15 protein-coding genes and 4 tRNA genes are annotated in these 19,303 nt (G+C 40.0%); all 19 read left to right on the forward strand.

Features of this window, described 5'->3' with window-relative positions; translation table 11 throughout:
• Positions 1-83 precede the first annotated feature (83 nt).
• The 19 genes from SK629_RS01325 (at position 84) to SK629_RS01415 (ending at position 19,286) form a co-directional block, all read left to right on the forward strand.
• Positions 84-155, forward strand: a tRNA-Gly gene (locus SK629_RS01325).
• Positions 156-162: 7 nt separating this feature from the next.
• Positions 163-248, forward strand: a tRNA-Leu gene (locus SK629_RS01330).
• Positions 249-259: 11 nt separating this feature from the next.
• A tRNA-Arg gene (locus SK629_RS01335) sits at positions 260-333 on the forward strand.
• A gap of 15 nt (positions 334-348) precedes the next feature.
• Positions 349-422 (forward strand) — tRNA-Pro (locus tag SK629_RS01340).
• Positions 423-1,028: 606 nt separating this feature from the next.
• Complete coding sequence (gene ltrA / locus SK629_RS01345) at positions 1,029-2,306, forward strand: group II intron reverse transcriptase/maturase (RefSeq protein ID WP_042900260.1); 1,278 nt, start codon at positions 1,029-1,031, stop codon at positions 2,304-2,306.
• A 495-nt stretch (positions 2,307-2,801) separates the two neighbouring features.
• Positions 2,802-2,993, forward strand: a complete 192-nt coding sequence (locus SK629_RS01350) for a hypothetical protein (protein WP_012972435.1) — start codon at positions 2,802-2,804, stop codon at positions 2,991-2,993.
• Positions 2,990-3,184, forward strand: a complete 195-nt coding sequence (locus SK629_RS01355) for a hypothetical protein (protein WP_042900261.1) — start codon at positions 2,990-2,992, stop codon at positions 3,182-3,184. The genes SK629_RS01350 and SK629_RS01355 overlap by 4 nt, the downstream gene beginning before the upstream one ends.
• Complete coding sequence (locus SK629_RS01360) at positions 3,171-4,055, forward strand: ABC transporter ATP-binding protein (protein WP_042900262.1); 885 nt, start codon at positions 3,171-3,173, stop codon at positions 4,053-4,055. Before SK629_RS01355 ends, SK629_RS01360 begins: the two co-directional genes overlap by 14 nt.
• Position 4,056: 1 nt before the next feature.
• On the forward strand, positions 4,057-4,794 hold the full coding sequence (locus tag SK629_RS01365) for an ABC transporter permease (protein ID WP_042900263.1): 738 nt from the start codon (positions 4,057-4,059) through the stop codon (positions 4,792-4,794).
• Positions 4,794-5,891: a sensor histidine kinase gene (locus SK629_RS01370; protein WP_042900264.1), complete on the forward strand. Its 1,098-nt coding sequence runs from the start codon at positions 4,794-4,796 to the stop codon at positions 5,889-5,891. Before SK629_RS01365 ends, SK629_RS01370 begins: the two co-directional genes overlap by 1 nt.
• Positions 5,892-6,491, forward strand: coding sequence for a response regulator transcription factor (locus tag SK629_RS01375; protein WP_042900265.1), 600 nt, complete (start codon positions 5,892-5,894; stop codon positions 6,489-6,491). It abuts the gene before it with no gap.
• A 312-nt stretch (positions 6,492-6,803) separates the two neighbouring features.
• Positions 6,804-7,217: a 30S ribosomal protein S12 gene (gene rpsL / locus SK629_RS01380; RefSeq protein ID WP_001142332.1), complete on the forward strand. Its 414-nt coding sequence runs from the start codon at positions 6,804-6,806 to the stop codon at positions 7,215-7,217.
• Positions 7,218-7,236: 19 nt separating this feature from the next.
• A complete protein-coding gene (gene rpsG, locus SK629_RS01385) occupies positions 7,237-7,707 on the forward strand; it encodes a 30S ribosomal protein S7 (protein ID WP_000087873.1) in 471 nt (156 codons plus the stop codon).
• Between the two features lie 275 nt (positions 7,708-7,982).
• Positions 7,983-10,064: an elongation factor G gene (gene fusA, locus SK629_RS01390; protein WP_000090355.1), complete on the forward strand. Its 2,082-nt coding sequence runs from the start codon at positions 7,983-7,985 to the stop codon at positions 10,062-10,064.
• Positions 10,065-10,167: 103 nt separating this feature from the next.
• Positions 10,168-14,559: a PolC-type DNA polymerase III gene (locus SK629_RS01395; RefSeq protein ID WP_042900266.1), complete on the forward strand. Its 4,392-nt coding sequence runs from the start codon at positions 10,168-10,170 to the stop codon at positions 14,557-14,559.
• A 74-nt stretch (positions 14,560-14,633) separates the two neighbouring features.
• Complete coding sequence (locus tag SK629_RS01400) at positions 14,634-15,137, forward strand: DnaA ATPase domain-containing protein (RefSeq protein ID WP_042900267.1); 504 nt, start codon at positions 14,634-14,636, stop codon at positions 15,135-15,137.
• 15 nt (positions 15,138-15,152) lie between these two features.
• Positions 15,153-16,103: a helix-turn-helix transcriptional regulator gene (locus tag SK629_RS01405; protein WP_042900268.1), complete on the forward strand. Its 951-nt coding sequence runs from the start codon at positions 15,153-15,155 to the stop codon at positions 16,101-16,103.
• Positions 16,104-16,110: 7 nt separating this feature from the next.
• Entirely contained in the window at positions 16,111-17,421 is a 1,311-nt protein-coding gene (locus SK629_RS01410; RefSeq protein WP_042900269.1) for a DUF262 domain-containing protein, read from the forward strand.
• Positions 17,415-19,286 (forward strand): DUF262 domain-containing protein, encoded by a 1,872-nt coding sequence (locus SK629_RS01415; RefSeq protein ID WP_042900270.1) that lies wholly within the window; start codon positions 17,415-17,417, stop codon positions 19,284-19,286. The genes SK629_RS01410 and SK629_RS01415 overlap by 7 nt, the downstream gene beginning before the upstream one ends.
• Positions 19,287-19,303: the final 17 nt, after the last annotated feature.

Genomic DNA, 19,303 nt, shown 5'->3' on the forward strand with positions numbered 1-19,303 from the left:
CAGTTGGTAGAGCATCTGATTCGTAATCAGAGGGTCGCGTGTTCAAGTCATGTAGCCGGCATTTTTAGATAGAAGAAAATAGTGCGAACGTAGTTCAGTGGTAGAACACCACCTTGCCAAGGTGGGGGTCGCGGGTTCGAATCCCGTCGTTCGCTTAGAGAGGCCGGGGTGGCGGAACTGGCAGACGCACAGGACTTAAAATCCTGCGATTGGTAACGATCGTACCGGTTCGATTCCGGTCCTCGGCATAAACTAATGAGCACCCTTAGCTCAACTGGATAGAGTACCTGACTACGAATCAGGCGGTTAGAGGTTCGACTCCTCTAGGGTGCATTTTTCTTTTTAACTCGGGAAGTAGCTCAGCTTGGTAGAGTACTTGGTTTGGGACCAAGGTGTCGCAGGTTCGAATCCTGTCTTCCCGATTCATTACAGAGATGCGTAAGCGTATCTTTTTTATTTAACTAGATATTATATACATTAAGAGAGAAACAGTTTGCTTCTCTCTTTTTTGAAGTACGACGGGCATGTCGTACATCTGAGGTGTAAGTCCTCCGTGGGCACCCGCTACCGGTGAACCCAATAGCGATTCCCAAGCCTGACTATCGTGAGGTAGCGGGGAGAGGAAGGGATAGCGAAATCGTGGCTCTACGAACAGGAACGTGATAGTAAGGCGTATATAGCGGATAAGGGGGCTTCAAACTCTAAAGTCCAAAAAGGTAGTCGTAACCTATATGCGTAAATCACGAGAGTAAACGAGGAAAGATGTACAACTTATCCCGTGAGGTCTCATGAGCGCTGAAAGCGTAGTAACAACGAATCATGAGAAGTCAGCCGAGCCCATAGTAGTGAGGAAACTTCTGTAATGGAAGTGGAGCGAAGGGGTGAACAACTAATTGAAGTAATCCTACTTCACTTGTGTCTGTAAAACGAACGGTCTGATAGAACTGGACTCTATCACGTATTGACTAGATGAAGGTTCACCAATATAAGATGTCCCTCAGGCACCAAAACAAGAAAGGAATACGCACATGTCAAAATTGCTAGATAAGATATTATCACGCGAAAATATGCTGGAAGCCTACAATCAAGTAAAATCCAATAAGGGCTCAGCTGGGATTGATGGAATTACTATCGAAGAGATGGATAATTATCTCAGACAAAACTGGCGCCTGACTAAGGAACGGATAAAACAAAGAAAATATAAGCCTCAACCAGTTCTCAGAGTTGAGATTCCCAAACCAAACGGAGGCATCCGTCAACTAGGAATTCCAACAGTTATGGATAGAATGATTCAACAGGCCATTATTCAAGTCCTTACCCCCATTTGTGAACCCCATTTCTCTGAAACGAGTTATGGGTTCCGACCAAATCGGTCATGTGAAAAAGCCATCATGAAGCTCTTAGAGTACTTAAATGACGGCTATGAGTGGATAGTGGATATAGACCTTGAGAAATTCTTCGATACAGTTCCTCAAGATAGATTGATGTCCTTAGTACATAACATTATCGAAGACGGAGATACGGAATCCTTGATTCGTAAGTATCTTCATTCAGGTGTTATCATTAACGGTCAGCGTCATAAAACGCTAGTTGGCACACCACAGGGAGGAAATTTATCTCCTCTCTTATCCAATATCATGCTTAATGAATTGGATAAGGAATTAGAAAAGAGGGGACTTCGATTTGTGCGCTACGCAGATGATTGTGTGATTACGGTCGGAAGCGAGGCTGCTGCTAAGCGTGTGATGTATTCAGTCAGTCGTTTTATTGAGAAACGGCTAGGTTTGAAAGAAAACATAACCAAGACTAAGATTACTAGACCAAGAGAGTTGAAATATTTAGGTTTCGGGTTCTGGAAATCATCAGCTGGTTGGAAAAGTCGCCCCCATCAAGATAGTGTTCGGAGATTTAAGCTTAAATTGAAGAAACTAACACAGAGGAAATGGAGTATAGACTTAACAAGACGTATTGAACAACTGAATTTGTCCATTCGAGGATGGATAAACTATTTCTCATTGGGAAATATGAAAAGTATTGTCACCAGCATAGATGAGCGCTTGCGCACTCGCCTACGAGTGATTATCTGGAAGCAATGGAAGAAGAAATCTAGACGATTATGGGGATTGCTTAAGTTAGGAGTTCCTAAATGGATAGCAGATAAGGTATCTGGCTGGGGCGACCATTATCAATTAGTAGCTCAGAAGTCGGTACTTAAACGTGCTATATCAAAACCAGTCCTTGAGAAACGTGGACTGGTTTCGTGTTTGGATTATTACCTTGAACGACATGCGTTAAAAGTTAGTTGAACCGCCGTATGCCGAACGGCATGTACGGTGGTGTGAGAGGGGCTAGAGATTATCCCCTACTCGATTTTCAGTAATTCATTTTATACTCTGATTTTCATTGAAAATCAGAGTATACTTTTTTGTTTCCTACTCTGTTTAATAATACGGTAGTTAATTATACACATTGAAATTTTATAGATTTTATAACTCTTATTAATTCTTAATAAAGCAATAGAAGAGTTTTTGTTGAACCTATAATATATGTTTCAATGTTATAAAAATTGCTTCTATTACGAGTTTAGGTAAGTATTAGTTTACATTATAGTGTGAATGGGGTTTGATATTTCTTTTGAGGAAGCTGTCTTAAATTTTTCTATTTGTGTTTTATTGTATAGTGTATCTTGCTTGTTTTGAACAGAATTTTTATGACATTTGTCATATCTCCTCATGACAGAAACTTCTAGTGATTCTACCTTCAAAGAATTATACTAGATGTATCAAGTGGAGGAAGAAAAAATGAAACATAAAGTAATTGTCGCAATGAGTTTAGTAGCAGCAGGAGTTATGACCTATCTCATGTTTTCGGGATTGGATGAGGATTTCTACCATTTTCCTTGGGAGCTTTTTGCTGGCTTTGGAATGATGTCTTGGCTTATCAGAGAAGGTTTGAAATTAGTCTCAGATGTGAAAAAGGAGTTTGAAAAATGAAAAAAGCGTTTCTCTATCTTTTTATTGGACTATCACTAGTGGTATGGTTGGTAGAAATGTTTACAGGTTGGTTTGATCAAGCCTTCCTTCACCAATTCATCCGTGGTGTCTGGGGACTAGGATTTATGATTTTTATCGCCTTTCCTATGGGAGAGGAGTGGCTGAAAGGAGAATATCATGAACATGATTAAGGTAGAAAGCCTAAATAAAAACATCAAGGGCAAGGCTATTTTGAAGGATATTTCCTTTGAGGTAGCTGAAGGTGAATGCGTCGCCTTGATTGGGCCCAATGGTGCTGGGAAGACCACACTCTTGGACTGTCTGCTTGGAGATAAATTGGTCACCAGTGGGCAAGTATCTATCCAAGATTTGCCGGTAACGAGCTCTAAGTTAGACTATACAAGATCCTACCTCCCTCAAGAGAATGTAATCGTTCAGAAACTAAAGGTAAAAGAGTTGATTGCTTTCTTTCAAAAAATTTATCCAAATCACTTGAGTAATCAGGAAATCGATCAACTATTACAGTTTGATAAGCAACAAAAAGAGCAATTCGCAGAAAAATTATCAGGTGGACAAAAGCGTCTTTTCTCTTTTGTCTTGACCTTAATTGGGCGACCAAAGCTTGTCTTTTTAGATGAGCCAACTGCTGCCATGGATACCTCTACCCGTCAACGTTTTTGGGAAATTGTTCAGGACCTAAAAGCGCAGGGAGTCACCATTCTCTATTCGTCCCATTATATCGAAGAAGTAGAGCATACAGCTGACCGGATTTTGGTTTTAAATAAGGGAGAGTTGATTCGTGATACGACGCCTCTAGCTATGCGTAGTGAGGAGATTGAAAAGCATTTTATCCTTCCTCTAGCTTACAAGGAAGTCGTTGAGAAGTCAGTCTTGGTTGAAAGGTGGGTACAAAAACAAGATGCCTTGCAAGTAGTCACACGCGAAGCGGATGCTTTCTGGGAACTGTTAGTTCAAGCGGGATGTAACATACAAGAAATTGAAGTCAATAATCGTAGCTTGCTGGATACAATCTTTGAAGAAACACAAAAGGGAGATGACTAAGATGAAACAATGGATAGCATTAAATAAGATAGAATTTCTATTGACCAAACGACAATTAGTCTATTATCTATTATCCGTAGGGATGCCGACAGCCTTCTATCTATTCTTTTCTGGCATGTATCAGGACACACCAGGTGGACCCGCGAATTTTATGCGTGATTATCTTATCTCCATGACGGCCTTTTCCATGATGTCGACAGCTATCTTCTCATTCCCAGTTGTTTTACATACCGATAAGATAAACAACTGGCAGAAAACATTACGTCATAGCCCTGTAAATATGGTAGAATATTATCTATCAAAGATAACAAGTATGCTGGTTGATTATTTGGTTTCAATCTTGGTGGTTTTCTCAGTTGGGCATTTTGTAAGAGGTGTGGATATGCCTTTAGCAAGCTGGGTTGGTGCTGCGATTTTGCTTATTTTGGGAAGTATTGCCTTTGTAGCGCTTGGCTTGACCTTGACTCTCTTACCAACTAGTCAGCTGATGACTGTCGTGGGTAATCTTCTTTATCTAGGCTTGGCTGTGTTAGGCGGACTCTGGATGCCTATCTCTTTATTTCCAGACTGGATGCAAGCAGTTGGTAAGTCTTTACCAAGCTATCAGTTGATGGAGTTGGTCAAGACCTTCTTAAACGAGGGTGGCATCAATCTATCAGCCACAGTTTATTTACTTGTTTTTTCAGCAGTTTTGTTTGGTTTGACCATTTACCTTCAAGGTCATAAGGAGAATGATTAATGCTTGAAAGACTGAAAAGCATACATTATATGTTTTGGGCCAGTTTAATTTTTATGATTTTCCCCATCCTACCTGTAGTGACTGGGTGGCTTTCTGCCTGGCATTTATTGATTGATATTCTATTTGTAGTGGCGTATTTGGGTGTTTTAACAACTAAGAGCCAGCGCCTATCTTGGCTATATTGGGGCCTCATGCTGACTTATGTAGTTGGGAATACTGCCTTTGTTGCTGTTAATTATATCTGGTTTTTCTTTTTCCTATCCAATCTCTTAAGTTATCATTTCAGCGTAGGTGGTTTAAAGTCTTTACATGTCTGGACTTTTCTTCTTGCTCAAGTCCTTGTTGTGGGCCAACTTTTGATTTTTCAGAGAATCGAAGTTGAGTTTCTATTCTATCTACTTGTAATTCTTGCTTTTGTCGATTTAATGACTTTTGGCTTGATTCGGATTCGTATTGTGGAGGATTTGAAAGAAGCACAGGCTAGGCAAAATGCCCAGATAAATCTATTGCTTGCTGAAAATGAACGCAGTCGTATCGGTCAGGATTTGCATGATAGTCTGGGACATACCTTTGCCATGCTGAGTGTCAAGACAGATCTAGCCTTGCAGTTATTGCAGATACAGGCTTATCCACAGGCGGAAAAGGAATTAAGAGAAATACAGCAAATTAGCAAAGAATCAATGCGTGAAGTACGAACCATTGTGGAAAATCTTAAGTCTAGAACTTTGACATCCGAACTAGAGACTGTGAAAAAGATGTTAGAAATTGCTGGAATTAAGGTGGAAACGGATAACCAACTAGATACTGCTAGCCTAACTCAGGAATTGGAGTCAACGGCTTCCATGATTTTGCTTGAGTTAGTGACCAATATCATCAAACATGCAAAAGCATCGAAAGCTTACTTAAAATTAGAACGGATAGAGAAAGAACTCATTTTAACAGTAAGTGATGATGGCTGTGGCTTCGCTTCTCTAAAAGGGGATGAGCTCCATACAGTTCGAGATCGTGTTTTTCCATTTTCAGGAGAAGTAAAGGTAATTAGTTGGAAAGAACCGACAGAAGTTCAGGTTCGACTACCTTATAAGGGGAGAAAGTAGATGAAAGTATTAGTCGCAGAAGATCAAAGTATGTTGCGAGATGCTATGTGTCAATTGCTCACGCTTCAACCGGATGTAGAGTCTGTCTTTCAAGCCAAGAATGGGCAAGAAGCAATCCAACTATTAGAAAAGGAGTCTGTAGATATCGCCATCCTTGACGTAGAAATGCCTGTTAAGACAGGTCTTGAAGTCTTGGAGTGGATACGAGCAGAAAATCTAGAAACAAAGGTGGTTGTGGTGACGACCTTCAAGCGTCCTGGGTATTTTGAACGTGCGGTCAAGGCTGGAGTAGATGCTTATGTATTAAAAGAAAGAAACATTGCAGACCTCATGCAAACCTTGCACACCGTCCTAGAAGGACGCAAGGAGTATTCGCCTGAATTGATGGAAGTGGTGATGACGCATCCCAATCCGTTGACAGAACAAGAAATCGCAGTTTTAAAGGGAATTGCTCAGGGCTTCTCTAACCAAGAAATTGCAGACAAACTCTATCTATCCAACGGAACAGTCCGAAACTATGTCACCAATATTCTTTCGAAACTAGATGCAGGTAATCGAACAGAGGCAGCTAATATCGCGAAAGAATCTGGTTGGTTGTGATGGTATAATATTTTTCTGAACATTATGTGCTAAAATTGATGGGATTGAATGGAACAATACTAACTTTAGGAGGGTGGGATTCCTCCTTTTTCTTTTTTAGGGAGCACTACAAAAGAGCTAAAATTAACAATAAAAAAGAAAAATATCTTGACAACTAAGGGAAAATTTTGTTACAATAATAGACGGTACTTTTTACTTTTGGTCTCTCAAGAGTGTACAGGGACGTGCTGACAAATGTTGCAAAAGTACACACAGATGATAGCTGTCACCAAGTGTATCATCACCAAAAATAAAAAACACAGGAGAATGTAGATGCCTACAATTAACCAATTGGTTCGCAAACCGCGTAAATCAAAAGTAGAAAAATCTAAATCACCAGCTTTGAACGTTGGTTACAACAGTCATAAAAAAGTTCAAACAAACGTTTCTTCACCACAAAAACGTGGTGTTGCAACTCGTGTTGGAACAATGACACCTAAAAAACCTAACTCAGCCCTTCGTAAATTCGCTCGTGTACGTTTGAGCAACCTTATCGAAGTTACTGCCTACATCCCAGGTATCGGACACAACTTGCAAGAGCACAGCGTGGTGCTTCTTCGTGGTGGACGTGTAAAAGACCTTCCAGGGGTACGTTACCATATCGTCCGTGGTGCACTTGATACTGCAGGTGTTAACGATCGTAAACAAGGCCGTTCTAAATACGGTACTAAACGTCCAAAAGCATAAGGAAAGGGGATAAAGAGAAATGAGTCGTAAAAATAGAGCTCCAAAACGTGACGTATTGCCAGATCCGCTTTACAATTCACAACTAGTTACTCGTCTTATCAACCGCGTTATGCTTGATGGTAAACGTGGTACAGCTGCTTCAATCGTTTACGGTGCCTTTGAACAAATCAAAGAAGCTACTGGAAACGATGCACTTGAAGTATTTGAAACAGCTATGGAAAACATCATGCCTGTACTTGAAGTACGTGCACGTCGTGTTGGTGGTTCTAACTACCAAGTCCCAGTTGAAGTTCGTCCAGAACGTCGTACAACACTTGGACTTCGTTGGTTGGTAACAATCGCTCGTCTTCGTGGTGAACACACAATGCAAGACCGTCTTGCAAAAGAAATCTTGGATGCTGCTAACAACACTGGTGCAGCTGTTAAGAAACGTGAAGACACTCACCGTATGGCTGAAGCTAACCGTGCATTCGCACACTTCCGTTGGTAAGAATAAGATACTAAGGGCGTTAAAAAAGCGACTGAAAATTAGGAAGCTTGACGCGGAATCAACGATTCTAGGAAAGCTTATCTATTTTCCAAACTTTTAGCCTGAGTTCAATTGAGCTCAATCAGCTCTTAGCTACAACTCAACTTACCAGCTTGTAAGTTGAAACTAACAATAGCATGAAAACATTGAGAACGGGTAGGTCCTGCCTATCCGTTTTTATTAAAATCGTGTTATAATAGAATAGAAATCAAAAATAAATAGGAGAAATAAACCTCATGGCACGCGAATTTTCACTTGAAAAAACTCGTAATATCGGTATCATGGCTCACGTCGATGCTGGTAAAACAACAACTACTGAGCGTATTCTTTACTACACTGGTAAAATCCACAAAATCGGTGAAACTCACGAAGGTGCGTCACAAATGGACTGGATGGAGCAAGAGCAAGAACGTGGTATCACTATCACATCTGCTGCGACAACAGCTCAATGGAACAACCACCGCGTAAACATCATCGACACACCAGGACACGTGGACTTCACAATCGAAGTACAACGTTCTCTTCGTGTATTGGATGGTGCGGTTACCGTTCTTGACTCACAATCAGGTGTTGAGCCTCAAACTGAAACAGTTTGGCGTCAAGCAACTGAGTACGGAGTTCCACGTATCGTATTTGCCAACAAAATGGACAAAATCGGTGCTGACTTCCTTTACTCTGTAAGCACACTTCACGATCGTCTTCAAGCAAATGCACACCCAATCCAATTGCCAATCGGTTCTGAAGATGACTTCCGTGGTATCATCGACTTGATCAAGATGAAAGCTGAAATCTATACTAACGACCTTGGTACAGATATCCTTGAAGAAGATATTCCAGCTGAATACCTTGACCAAGCACAAGAATACCGTGAAAAATTGGTTGAAGCAGTTGCTGAAACTGATGAAGAATTGATGATGAAATACCTCGAAGGTGAAGAAATCACTAACGAAGAATTGAAAGCTGGTATCCGTAAAGCGACTATCAACGTTGAATTCTTCCCAGTATTGTGTGGTTCTGCCTTCAAGAACAAAGGTGTTCAATTGATGCTTGATGCGGTTATTGACTACCTTCCAAGCCCACTTGACATCCCAGCTATCAAAGGTATTAACCCAGATACAGACGCTGAAGAAACTCGTCCAGCATCTGATGAAGAGCCATTTGCAGCTCTTGCCTTCAAGATTATGACAGACCCATTCGTAGGTCGTTTGACATTCTTCCGTGTTTATTCAGGTGTTCTTCAATCAGGTTCTTACGTATTGAACACTTCTAAAGGTAAACGTGAGCGTATCGGACGTATCCTTCAAATGCACGCTAACAGCCGTCAAGAAATCGACACTGTTTACTCAGGTGATATCGCTGCTGCCGTTGGTTTGAAAGATACTACTACTGGTGACTCATTGACAGATGAAAAATCTAAAATCATCCTTGAGTCAATCAATGTTCCAGAACCAGTTATCCAATTGATGGTTGAGCCAAAATCTAAGGCTGACCAAGATAAGATGGGTATCGCCCTTCAAAAATTGGCTGAAGAAGATCCAACATTCCGCGTTGAAACAAACGTTGAAACTGGTGAAACAGTTATCTCTGGTATGGGTGAGCTTCACCTTGATGTCCTTGTTGACCGTATGCGTCGTGAGTTCAAAGTTGAAGCAAACGTAGGTGCTCCTCAAGTATCTTACCGTGAAACATTCCGCGCTTCTACTCAAGCACGTGGATTCTTCAAACGTCAATCTGGTGGTAAAGGTCAATTTGGTGATGTATGGATTGAATTTACTCCAAACGAAGAAGGTAAAGGATTTGAATTCGAAAACGCAATCGTCGGTGGTGTGGTTCCTCGTGAATTTATCCCAGCGGTTGAAAAAGGTTTGGTAGAATCTATGGCTAACGGTGTTCTTGCGGGTTACCCAATGGTTGACGTTAAAGCTAAACTTTACGATGGTTCATACCACGATGTCGACTCATCTGAAACTGCCTTCAAGATTGCGGCTTCACTTGCCCTTAAAGAAGCTGCTAAATCAGCACAACCAGCTATCCTTGAGCCAATGATGCTTGTAACAATCACTGTTCCAGAAGAAAACCTTGGTGATGTTATGGGTCACGTAACTGCTCGTCGTGGACGTGTAGATGGTATGGAAGCACACGGTAACAGCCAAATCGTTCGTGCTTACGTTCCACTTGCTGAAATGTTCGGTTACGCAACAGTTCTTCGTTCTGCATCTCAAGGACGTGGTACATTCATGATGGTATTTGACCACTACGAAGATGTACCTAAGTCAGTACAAGAAGAAATTATTAAGAAAAACAAAGGTGAAGACTAATCAGTCCTCACTCTAGAAGGAAGTCACTTGGTGGCTTCCTTTTGTCTTTAGAAAATGCCTCTAAATATGGTAAAATAGTAGGAGAATAATGTGAGGAAAATGAATGTCAAACAGTTTTGAAATTTTGATGAATCAACTGGGGATACCTACTGAAATGAGACAGGATCCTGCTTTATCACAGGCTGATATTGAGCGAGTTGTGGTTCATAAAATTAGTAAGGTATGGGAGTTTCATTTCGTATTTTCTAATATTTTACCGATTGAAATCTTTTTAGAATTAAAGAAAGGTTTGAGTGAAGAATTTTCTAAGACAGGCAATAAAGCTGTTTTCGAAATCAAGGCTCTGTCTCAAGAATTTTCAAATCAACTCTTGCAGTCCTACTATAGAGAGGCTTTTTCTGAGGGGCCATGTGCTAGTCAAGGTTTTAAGTCCCTTTATCAGAATTTGCGAGTTCGTGCGGAGGGCAATCAACTCTTTATTGAAGGCTCTGAGGCGATTGATAAGGAACATTTTAAGAAGAATCATCTTCCTAATTTAGCGAAACAACTTGAAAAGTTTGGTTTTCCAACTTTTAATTGTCAAGTAGAGAAAAATGATGTGCTGACCCAAGAGCAGGAAGAGGCCTTTCATGCTGAAAATGAGCAGATTGTTCAAGCTGCCAATGAGGAAGCGCTCCGTGCTATGGAACAACTAGAACAGATGGCACCTCCTCCAGCGGAAGAGAAACCAGCCTTTGATTTTCAAGCGAAAAAAGCTGCAGCTAAACCGAAGCTGGATAAGGCAGAGATTACTCCTATGATTGAAGTGACGACTGAGGAAAATCGTCTGGTCTTTGAAGGGGTTGTTTTTGATGTGGAGCAAAAAGTGACCAGAACAGGGCGTGTTTTGATCAACTTTAAAATGACAGACTACACTTCCAGTTTTTCGATGCAAAAGTGGGTTAAGAACGAGGAAGAGGCTCAGAAATTTGATCTAATTAAGAAAAATTCTTGGCTCCGAGTCCGTGGGAATGTGGAGATGAATAACTTCACACGCGATTTGACTATGAATGTGCAGGATGTGCAGGAAGTTGTTCACTATGAGCGGAAGGATTTGATGCCAGAAGGTGAGCGTCGAGTTGAGTTTCATGCTCATACTAACATGTCGGCTATGGATGCTTTGCCAGAGGTCGAAGAGATTGTTGCGACAGCTGCTAAGTGGGGACATAAGGCGGTTGCCATCACGGATCATGGAAATGTCCAGTCCTTCCCACATGGCTATAAGGCGGCTAAGAAAGCGGGAATTCAGCTGATATATGGAATGGAAGCCAATATCGTGGAGGACCGTGTTCCTATCGTTTACAACGAAGTGGAGATGGACTTGTCAGAAGCAACCTATGTGGTCTTTGACGTGGAAACGACGGGGCTTTCAGCCATCTATAATGATTTGATTCAGGTTGCGGCCTCTAAGATGTACAAGGGGAATGTTATTGCTGAATTTGATGAATTTATCAATCCTGGACATCCCTTGTCAGCTTTTACTACTGAGTTGACCGGAATTACAGATGATCATGTAAAAAATGCTAAACCACTGGAACAAGTTTTGCAAGAATTCCAAGAATTTTGCAAGGATACGGTCCTAGTTGCCCACAATGCGACCTTTGACGTTGGCTTTATGAATGCCAATTATGAGCGTCATGGTCTGCCAAAGATTAGTCAGCCAGTGATTGATACACTTGAGTTTGCTAGGAACCTCTATCCTGAGTATAAACGTCATGGTCTGGGACCTTTGACCAAGCGTTTTGGTGTGGCCCTAGAACATCACCACATGGCCAACTACGATGCGGAAGCAACGGGGCGTCTGCTCTTTATCTTTATCAAAGAGGTAGCAGAAAAACATGGTGTGACCGATTTGGCTAGACTTAACATTGATTTGATTAGTCCAGATTCTTATAAAAAAGCTCGGATCAAGCATGCGACTATTTATGTCAAGAATCAGGTAGGTCTAAAAAATATCTTTAAGCTAGTTTCTTTGTCCAATACTAAGTACTTTGAAGGGGTGCCACGAATTCCGAGAACGGTTTTAGATGCCCATCGGGAGGGCTTGATTTTAGGTTCAGCTTGTGCAGAAGGTGAAGTTTTTGATGCAGTCGTTTCCCAAGGTGTGGATGCGGCGGTTGAGGTGGCCAAGTATTATGACTTTATCGAGGTCATGCCACCAGCTATCTATGCTCCCTTGATTGCCAAGGAGCAGGTCAAGGATATGGAAGAACTCCAGACCATTATCAAAAGTTTGATAGAAGTGGGAGACCGTCTTGGTAAGCCTGTTCTGGCTACCGGAAATGTTCACTATATCGAACCGGAAGAAGAAATTTATCGTGAAATTATCGTCCGTAGTTTGGGACAGGGTGCGATGATTAACCGAACTATCGGTCACGGGGAACATGCCCAACCAGCACCACTTCCCAAGGCTCATTTTCGAACGACCAATGAGATGTTGGATGAATTTGCCTTCTTGGGAGAGGAACTGGCACACAAACTAGTTATTGAAAACACCAATGCCTTGGCAGAAATCTTTGAACCTGTTGAGGTGGTTAAGGGGGACTTGTATACGCCTTTCATCGACAAGGCTGAAGAGACGGTTGCTGAGTTGACCTATAAGAAAGCTTTTGAGATTTATGGAAATCCGCTACCAGATATTGTCGATTTGCGGATTGAAAAAGAACTAACCTCTATTCTGGGGAATGGATTTGCTGTGATTTATCTGGCTTCCCAGATGCTAGTGCAACGTTCTAATGAACGGGGCTACTTGGTTGGTTCTCGTGGGTCTGTCGGTTCCAGTTTTGTTGCGACCATGATTGGGATTACAGAGGTCAATCCTCTCTCTCCTCACTATGTCTGTGGTCAGTGTCAGTACAGTGAGTTTATCACCGATGGTTCTTACGGTTCAGGTTTTGATATGCCCAATAAGGACTGTCCAAACTGTGGTCACAAACTCAGTAAAAATGGGCAAGATATTCCTTTCGAGACCTTCCTTGGTTTTGATGGGGACAAGGTTCCCGATATTGACTTGAACTTCTCGGGAGAAGACCAGCCTAGAGCCCACTTGGATGTGCGTGATATCTTTGGTGAAGAATATGCCTTCCGTGCAGGAACAGTTGGTACGGTGGCTGCCAAGACTGCCTATGGTTTTGTCAAGGGTTACGAGCGGGACTATGGGAAGTTTTATCGTGATGCAGAGGTGGAACGCCTCGCTCAAGGTGCAGCTGGTGTCAAGCGGACAACAGGCCAACACCCGGGGGGAATTGTTGTTATTCCTAACTACATGGATGTCTACGACTTTACGCCTGTCCAGTATCCAGCGGATGATGTGACGGCTGAATGGCAAACGACTCACTTTAACTTCCATGATATCGACGAGAACGTCCTCAAACTCGATGTGCTGGGGCATGATGATCCGACCATGATTCGGAAACTTCAGGATTTGTCTGGTATTGACCCTAATGAAATTCCTATGGATGACGAAGGCGTGATGGCACTCTTTTCTGGGACTGACGTGCTAGGGGTGACTCCTGAACAAATCGGAACGCCAACGGGCATGCTGGGAATTCCAGAGTTTGGAACCAACTTTGTACGTGGGATGGTAGACGAGACGCATCCGACGACCTTTGCGGAGTTGCTTCAGCTGTCTGGATTATCCCATGGTACCGATGTCTGGTTGGGAAATGCTCAGGATTTAATCAAGCAAGGGATTGCGGATCTGTCGACCGTTATCGGTTGTCGGGACGATATCATGGTTTACCTCATGCATGCTGGCCTCGAGCCTAAGATGGCCTTTACTATCATGGAAAGGGTACGTAAGGGCTTATGGTTGAAGATTTCCGAAGAGGAACGAAATGGCTATATCGAAGCTATGGAGGCCAACAAGGTGCCAGAGTGGTATATCGAGTCCTGTGGGAAAATCAAGTACATGTTCCCTAAAGCCCATGCGGCAGCCTACGTTATGATGGCCTTGCGTGTGGCCTACTTCAAGGTTCACCATCCAATTTATTATTACTGTGCTTACTTCTCCATCCGTGCTAAGGCTTTTGATATCAAGACCATGGGTGCGGGCTTGGATGCCATCAAACGCAGAATGGAAGAAATCTCTGAAAAACGGAAGAACAATGAAGCCTCTAATGTGGAAATTGACCTCTATACAACTCTTGAGATTGTCAATGAGATGTGGGAGCGTGGTTTCAAGTTTGGCAAACTTGATCTCTACCGTAGTCAGGCGACAGAATTCCTCATTGATGGAGATACCCTCATTCCGCCATTTGTAGCAATGGATGGTCTGGGAGAGAACGTTGCCAAGCAGTTAGTGCGAGCGCGTGAAGAGGGAGAATTCCTCTCTAAAACAGAATTGCGCAAGCGTGGCGGACTCTCATCAACCTTGGTTGAAAGGATGGATGAAATGGGGATTCTGGGCAATATGCCCGAGGATAACCAGCTCAGTTTGTTTGATGAATTGTTTTAAAAAAAAATAACAGACGGACAAATATTGTCCATCTGTTTTGTTATACTTATGGTATAAAAGAGAAAGAGGTTTAAATGATGAATAATACAGGCTTAAATAAAAAATATCAATTTGAAAATTTTGTAGAAAAAGATGGTAATGTTTTAGCAAAGAAAGAAGCCGTAGAAGTAGTAAAGAACTTAGGCTTAAAATACAATCCATTTTATATTTATGGGGAATCGGGTTCAGGAAAAACACATCTCCTTCAAGCAATTGTAAATAAGGTTCTTGAGAACAATCCAGAAAAGCGAGTAAAATATATTTCTGCCGAAAACTTATTAGAAAATGAGCTAGAAATACAAAAAGTTAGAGGTGAGGAGTTGGATCTTCTACTAGTAGATGATATTCAGGTATTGGGAGAAAAAGATGATATGATTCAAGAAAAATTTTTCAATCTCTTTAATTCTTTCTTTGGTAGGAAAACGCAAATTGTTTTATCAGGTAATTCTGAACCAGATCAGTTGAAAAATATTCAATCTCGTTTGATTGTGCGTTTTAAGTGGGGAATGACAGCGTGTCTAAGATCGCTTGAAGATTAACAAAAAGGACTGCAGATGAATGATCAAGAGAGATTACTAACGATCTTTTTACGCTTACAGTTTGGGATCCCATTAGGAAAAAAGCAACTGGCTCAGGAATTTGAGGTTAGTGAAAAGACGATACAGAGAGATTTTTCGCTACTCCGTGATATTTTATCTAGTAACACCAGTTATAGTGGAGATTTGCTTTATAACCGTAAGACGAATAAGTATTGTTTAGCAAGTAAGTCAGTTTTTAATAAAAGGGATATACTCGTTATTTCAAAGATTTTATTGGAAAATCGAGCACTGAATCGGCCAGAAATTGATAGCTTACTAAAAAATTTACTGATTTTAGTTCCTCGTGATGACCAGAAAGAAATTGAGCAGATCATTGGTAGTGAAAAGCTTAATTATGCTCCCTTAACGGATCAGCAAAATAGAATAGGGAAAATATGGAATTTATCAGAAGCTATTTTGCATGAACAGGTTCTAGATATTGTCTATCAAAACCCGTATTCTGAGTCTTCTAAGAGGCAGATTATTTTACCAGTCTCTCTTTACTATGATAGTCATTATTTCTATCTGGTTGTCTACCAGTTGAAACATGCCACTTATATTACTTTAAGAGTAGACCGTATTCAGTCCTGGTCTCTTAGTGATATAGAGAAACCCTCTATTTCTTATCGAGATAAATTTAGAGATGGCGACATTCGTAACGAGAGAGTAGATGCTTTTATCGGGAAGAAAATCAGTATTGAGATCGAGTATTTGAATGATCCGACTATTGTGATGGATCAATTTCCAAATGCAAAAATAGTTGGGAAAAATGGTAGCTGGACTCATTTTCAGTTTGAAAGTCAGCATACACCGGGTCTTAAACGCTGGTTGCTGGGACAAGGGGAAGCAGTTACTGTTTTGTCTCCTCGGATTTTAGTAGAGGATATGAAGCGAATAGTTCAAGAAATGATAGATAAATATAAATGAGGATAAAATGAGTATTCAATTTACTTCTAAAAAGGTTGGAGAACTATTGAAAGAAGGGGATTTGCGGATTCCTTCTTATCAAAGACCTTATAAATGGAACAGAAAACATATCCGTAATCTTTTTTATGATTTACGAGATGCTATGGGGAAAAAGGAATATCAGATTGGCTCCGTTATCCTGCATAAGAATGATGGACACTTAGATATTGTCGATGGACAGCAACGGATAATTTCAATTTCTTTGTTTCTTCATTCGTTAGATGATTTAGAGAATTATAAGGGTGCGAATCAACTGTTGAGTGCTGAAGAATTTGGAGAGATATCTTGCTATCATGCGAGTGAAAATTATAATGAGTGGAAAAATTTAACTCAATTAGTTGGCGAAAATGAGGCAAAAGATATTTGCAACTTTTTATTAGAGAATTGTGCTGTCTCTGTGATTACTATGCCCCAAGAACGATTATCTGAAGCCTTTCAGTTATTTGATTCTCAGAATAATCGTGGTAAATCTTTAGAACCTCATGATTTGCTCAAAGCCTATCATCTTCGCAAGCAAGATTCAGAAGATGAAAGAATTGTGGAAAAGTGGGAGCAATTTGTAGAAGATAAAGATTTAAGTCTCAAAGAGTTGTTTGATAAACATCTTTTTCGTATGAGACGTTGGTCTCGAGGAGAGACAGGATTAACAAACAAGCGTTATGGCTCTTATCTCCGCTTTACAGAGGATTTTATTGACGATTTTAAAGGAGTTGATTTGAATCAGAACTTCCCATATCTAGAATTGTATCGTCATATTGAAAATCTCCCTATGTCAATTACTATGCCAATCATTGATGGAAGTAAATTTTTTGAGTATATTGAATCTGCTCATGAAACTATTAGAGTTCATAAAAATTTTTTAAATAAACAGTTAGGGGTCTCTGATGAGTCGGAGGGAGAAAAAAATGTAGCTTACCCAGAAGGTATGTTGAACATTTACAATAGCTCAAAAGGACGCTACCTCAAGTGTCACAATATATTCCTAAACATTTGCTCACTTTTTGCAGAGAGATTTGGAAAAGATGAGCTATCAAAGGAGATAGTAGAGACCTTGTTTATTTGGTCTTATTACCCTCGAGTTAAGTCTAAAGCTATATATGATGCGACGGTTGGGAACTATGCTGCTGGTGGAAGGTTTAGACAAAAAGAGGTTCAAAAGCTATTTCAACTTTTATCCCATGCTGTCACTCCGAATGATTTTATGATCAAGATAGATAGAGAATTATTTGAAAATTATACTGTGGACAAGATTATAGAAGAGGAAAAAAATAAATGGTAGAAACACATATAAGCTTATCAGTTAATCGTTTGTTAAATGAAGATACCTATGCTATCCCTCTTTATCAGAGAAATTTTGCCTGGACTTATGATGAAATTGAGCAGTTACTGAACGACGTAGCAGATGCTGTTCAAGAAAATAGAGACAATTACTATATTGGGACATTAGTCGTTAATAAAGAGAATGACATTTTCAAAATCATAGATGGTCAACAACGGACAACAGCTCTTAATTTGATTGCCTTAGCTTTGAAGCATGAGTTTGGTTTTGATAGATTGAAAGCTGTCAATCTTATCTTCCCAGCTCGGAAGAAATCAAATGAGAATATTCGAAAGCTATTTACCAAGCAAAAAATTTCAGAGGGCGATGAAAATGAGTTGACTAGAGGCTACAGACATGCTAAAGACGCATTGAAAAAAGTGTTAGAAGAGCGCCAACTGGCTCCTCAATCTTTCGTTGATTATCTTTTTAAGAAGGTCATCATTTTTCGGAGTATACTTCCTGAAGATTTAGATTTGAATCTTTATTTCGAACGTTTCAACTCTCGAGGTGAACAACTAGAGGCTCATGAGATTCTTAAGGCACAAATGATGTCTAAATTTGGTGAAGATCAAGAAATGGCACAAAAGTTTGCAAGAATTTGGGATGCCTGTGCAGAGTTTGATAAGCCGGTAATGAAAGCTTTTCAAATCCGAAGTAGACCAAAAAATACTGATGAAGAGGGGGAAAAAATTTTTGGTAAAGAATTTACTAACTTCAAATTGGAAAGTGTATTTGAGAAAATAAGAGTAAAAAAAATTGAGCAACGAAGTTTACTAGATGCAATTACTCAGACAAAATATGAAAGTAATAGCTTAGTAAATAATGGAGCAGACATTTCAAATTATACGACTGTAATTGATTTTCCAACATTTTTACTTCAAGTTTTTTTCATCATGGAAGGAAATGATGAAACTACATTTGATGATAAAAAATTATTGAAAATTTTTGAAATTGAACGACGAGATAGAGAATGGGTCCAACAATTTGGGCAACTACTTCTGACTATGAAGCATATATTTGATACGTTTATCGTAAAAAATGTCCAATTAGAAAATGAAACCGAATGGCAAATCAAACGAGGTCAGTATGAGACATATCAACGAAATGAAAATAGAGGATGGAAATATGTTCGAATTAATTTTCAAAAAAATACTTTTGACAATTTAAACAAAAATATTATCCTCCTTCAATCCATGTTTGATGTGACCTTTACTGCTAATCGTGATAGTCGTTGGTTATATGAAATCTTGCAATTCTTGTTTAACCATATTGAAGAGTTAAATCAAGCAGAATTTGCTGGTTCGTTTAAGAATTTTCTTGAGAAAATGGCAGTGAGATATGCAAAAGAAAGATTGTTCACAGAAGATAAAAGTATCAAAAAATACGGGGCAATTCCTGTTTATGCTTTTAACTTTGTAGATTATGTTTTATGGAAAAATCGTGAAGAATTGAAGAAAGATTACGATATTAAGTTTGAAGATTTCAAATTTGCCTATCGCCGTTCCATAGAGCATTGGTTTCCACAACATCTAAATAGTGAAGAAAGAGTTGAAAAAATTGATGATAAATTTTTGCACTCCTTTGGGAATCTCTGTATCATTACAGATAGTCAAAATTCGAAGTTTGGAAATTTAATTCCAAGTGCAAAATATAAACAGTGGGAAGGGATTTTCAATCGTCAGAGTTTAAAATTACAGATGATGGCAAAGATAACTTCTAAAAAAGATGATGGTTGGAGTCCGAAACAAATAACAGAACTGGAAAAAGAGATTTTGACTAGGGTAAATCATTTTATAGAAAATAAGACATCAGAACAACTATAATCATCTATCCAAAGAAG

The sequence above is a fragment of the Streptococcus mitis genome (genome assembly GCF_000722695.1).
In the GTDB taxonomy this organism is placed as follows: Bacteria; Bacillota; Bacilli; order Lactobacillales; family Streptococcaceae; genus Streptococcus; species Streptococcus mitis_O.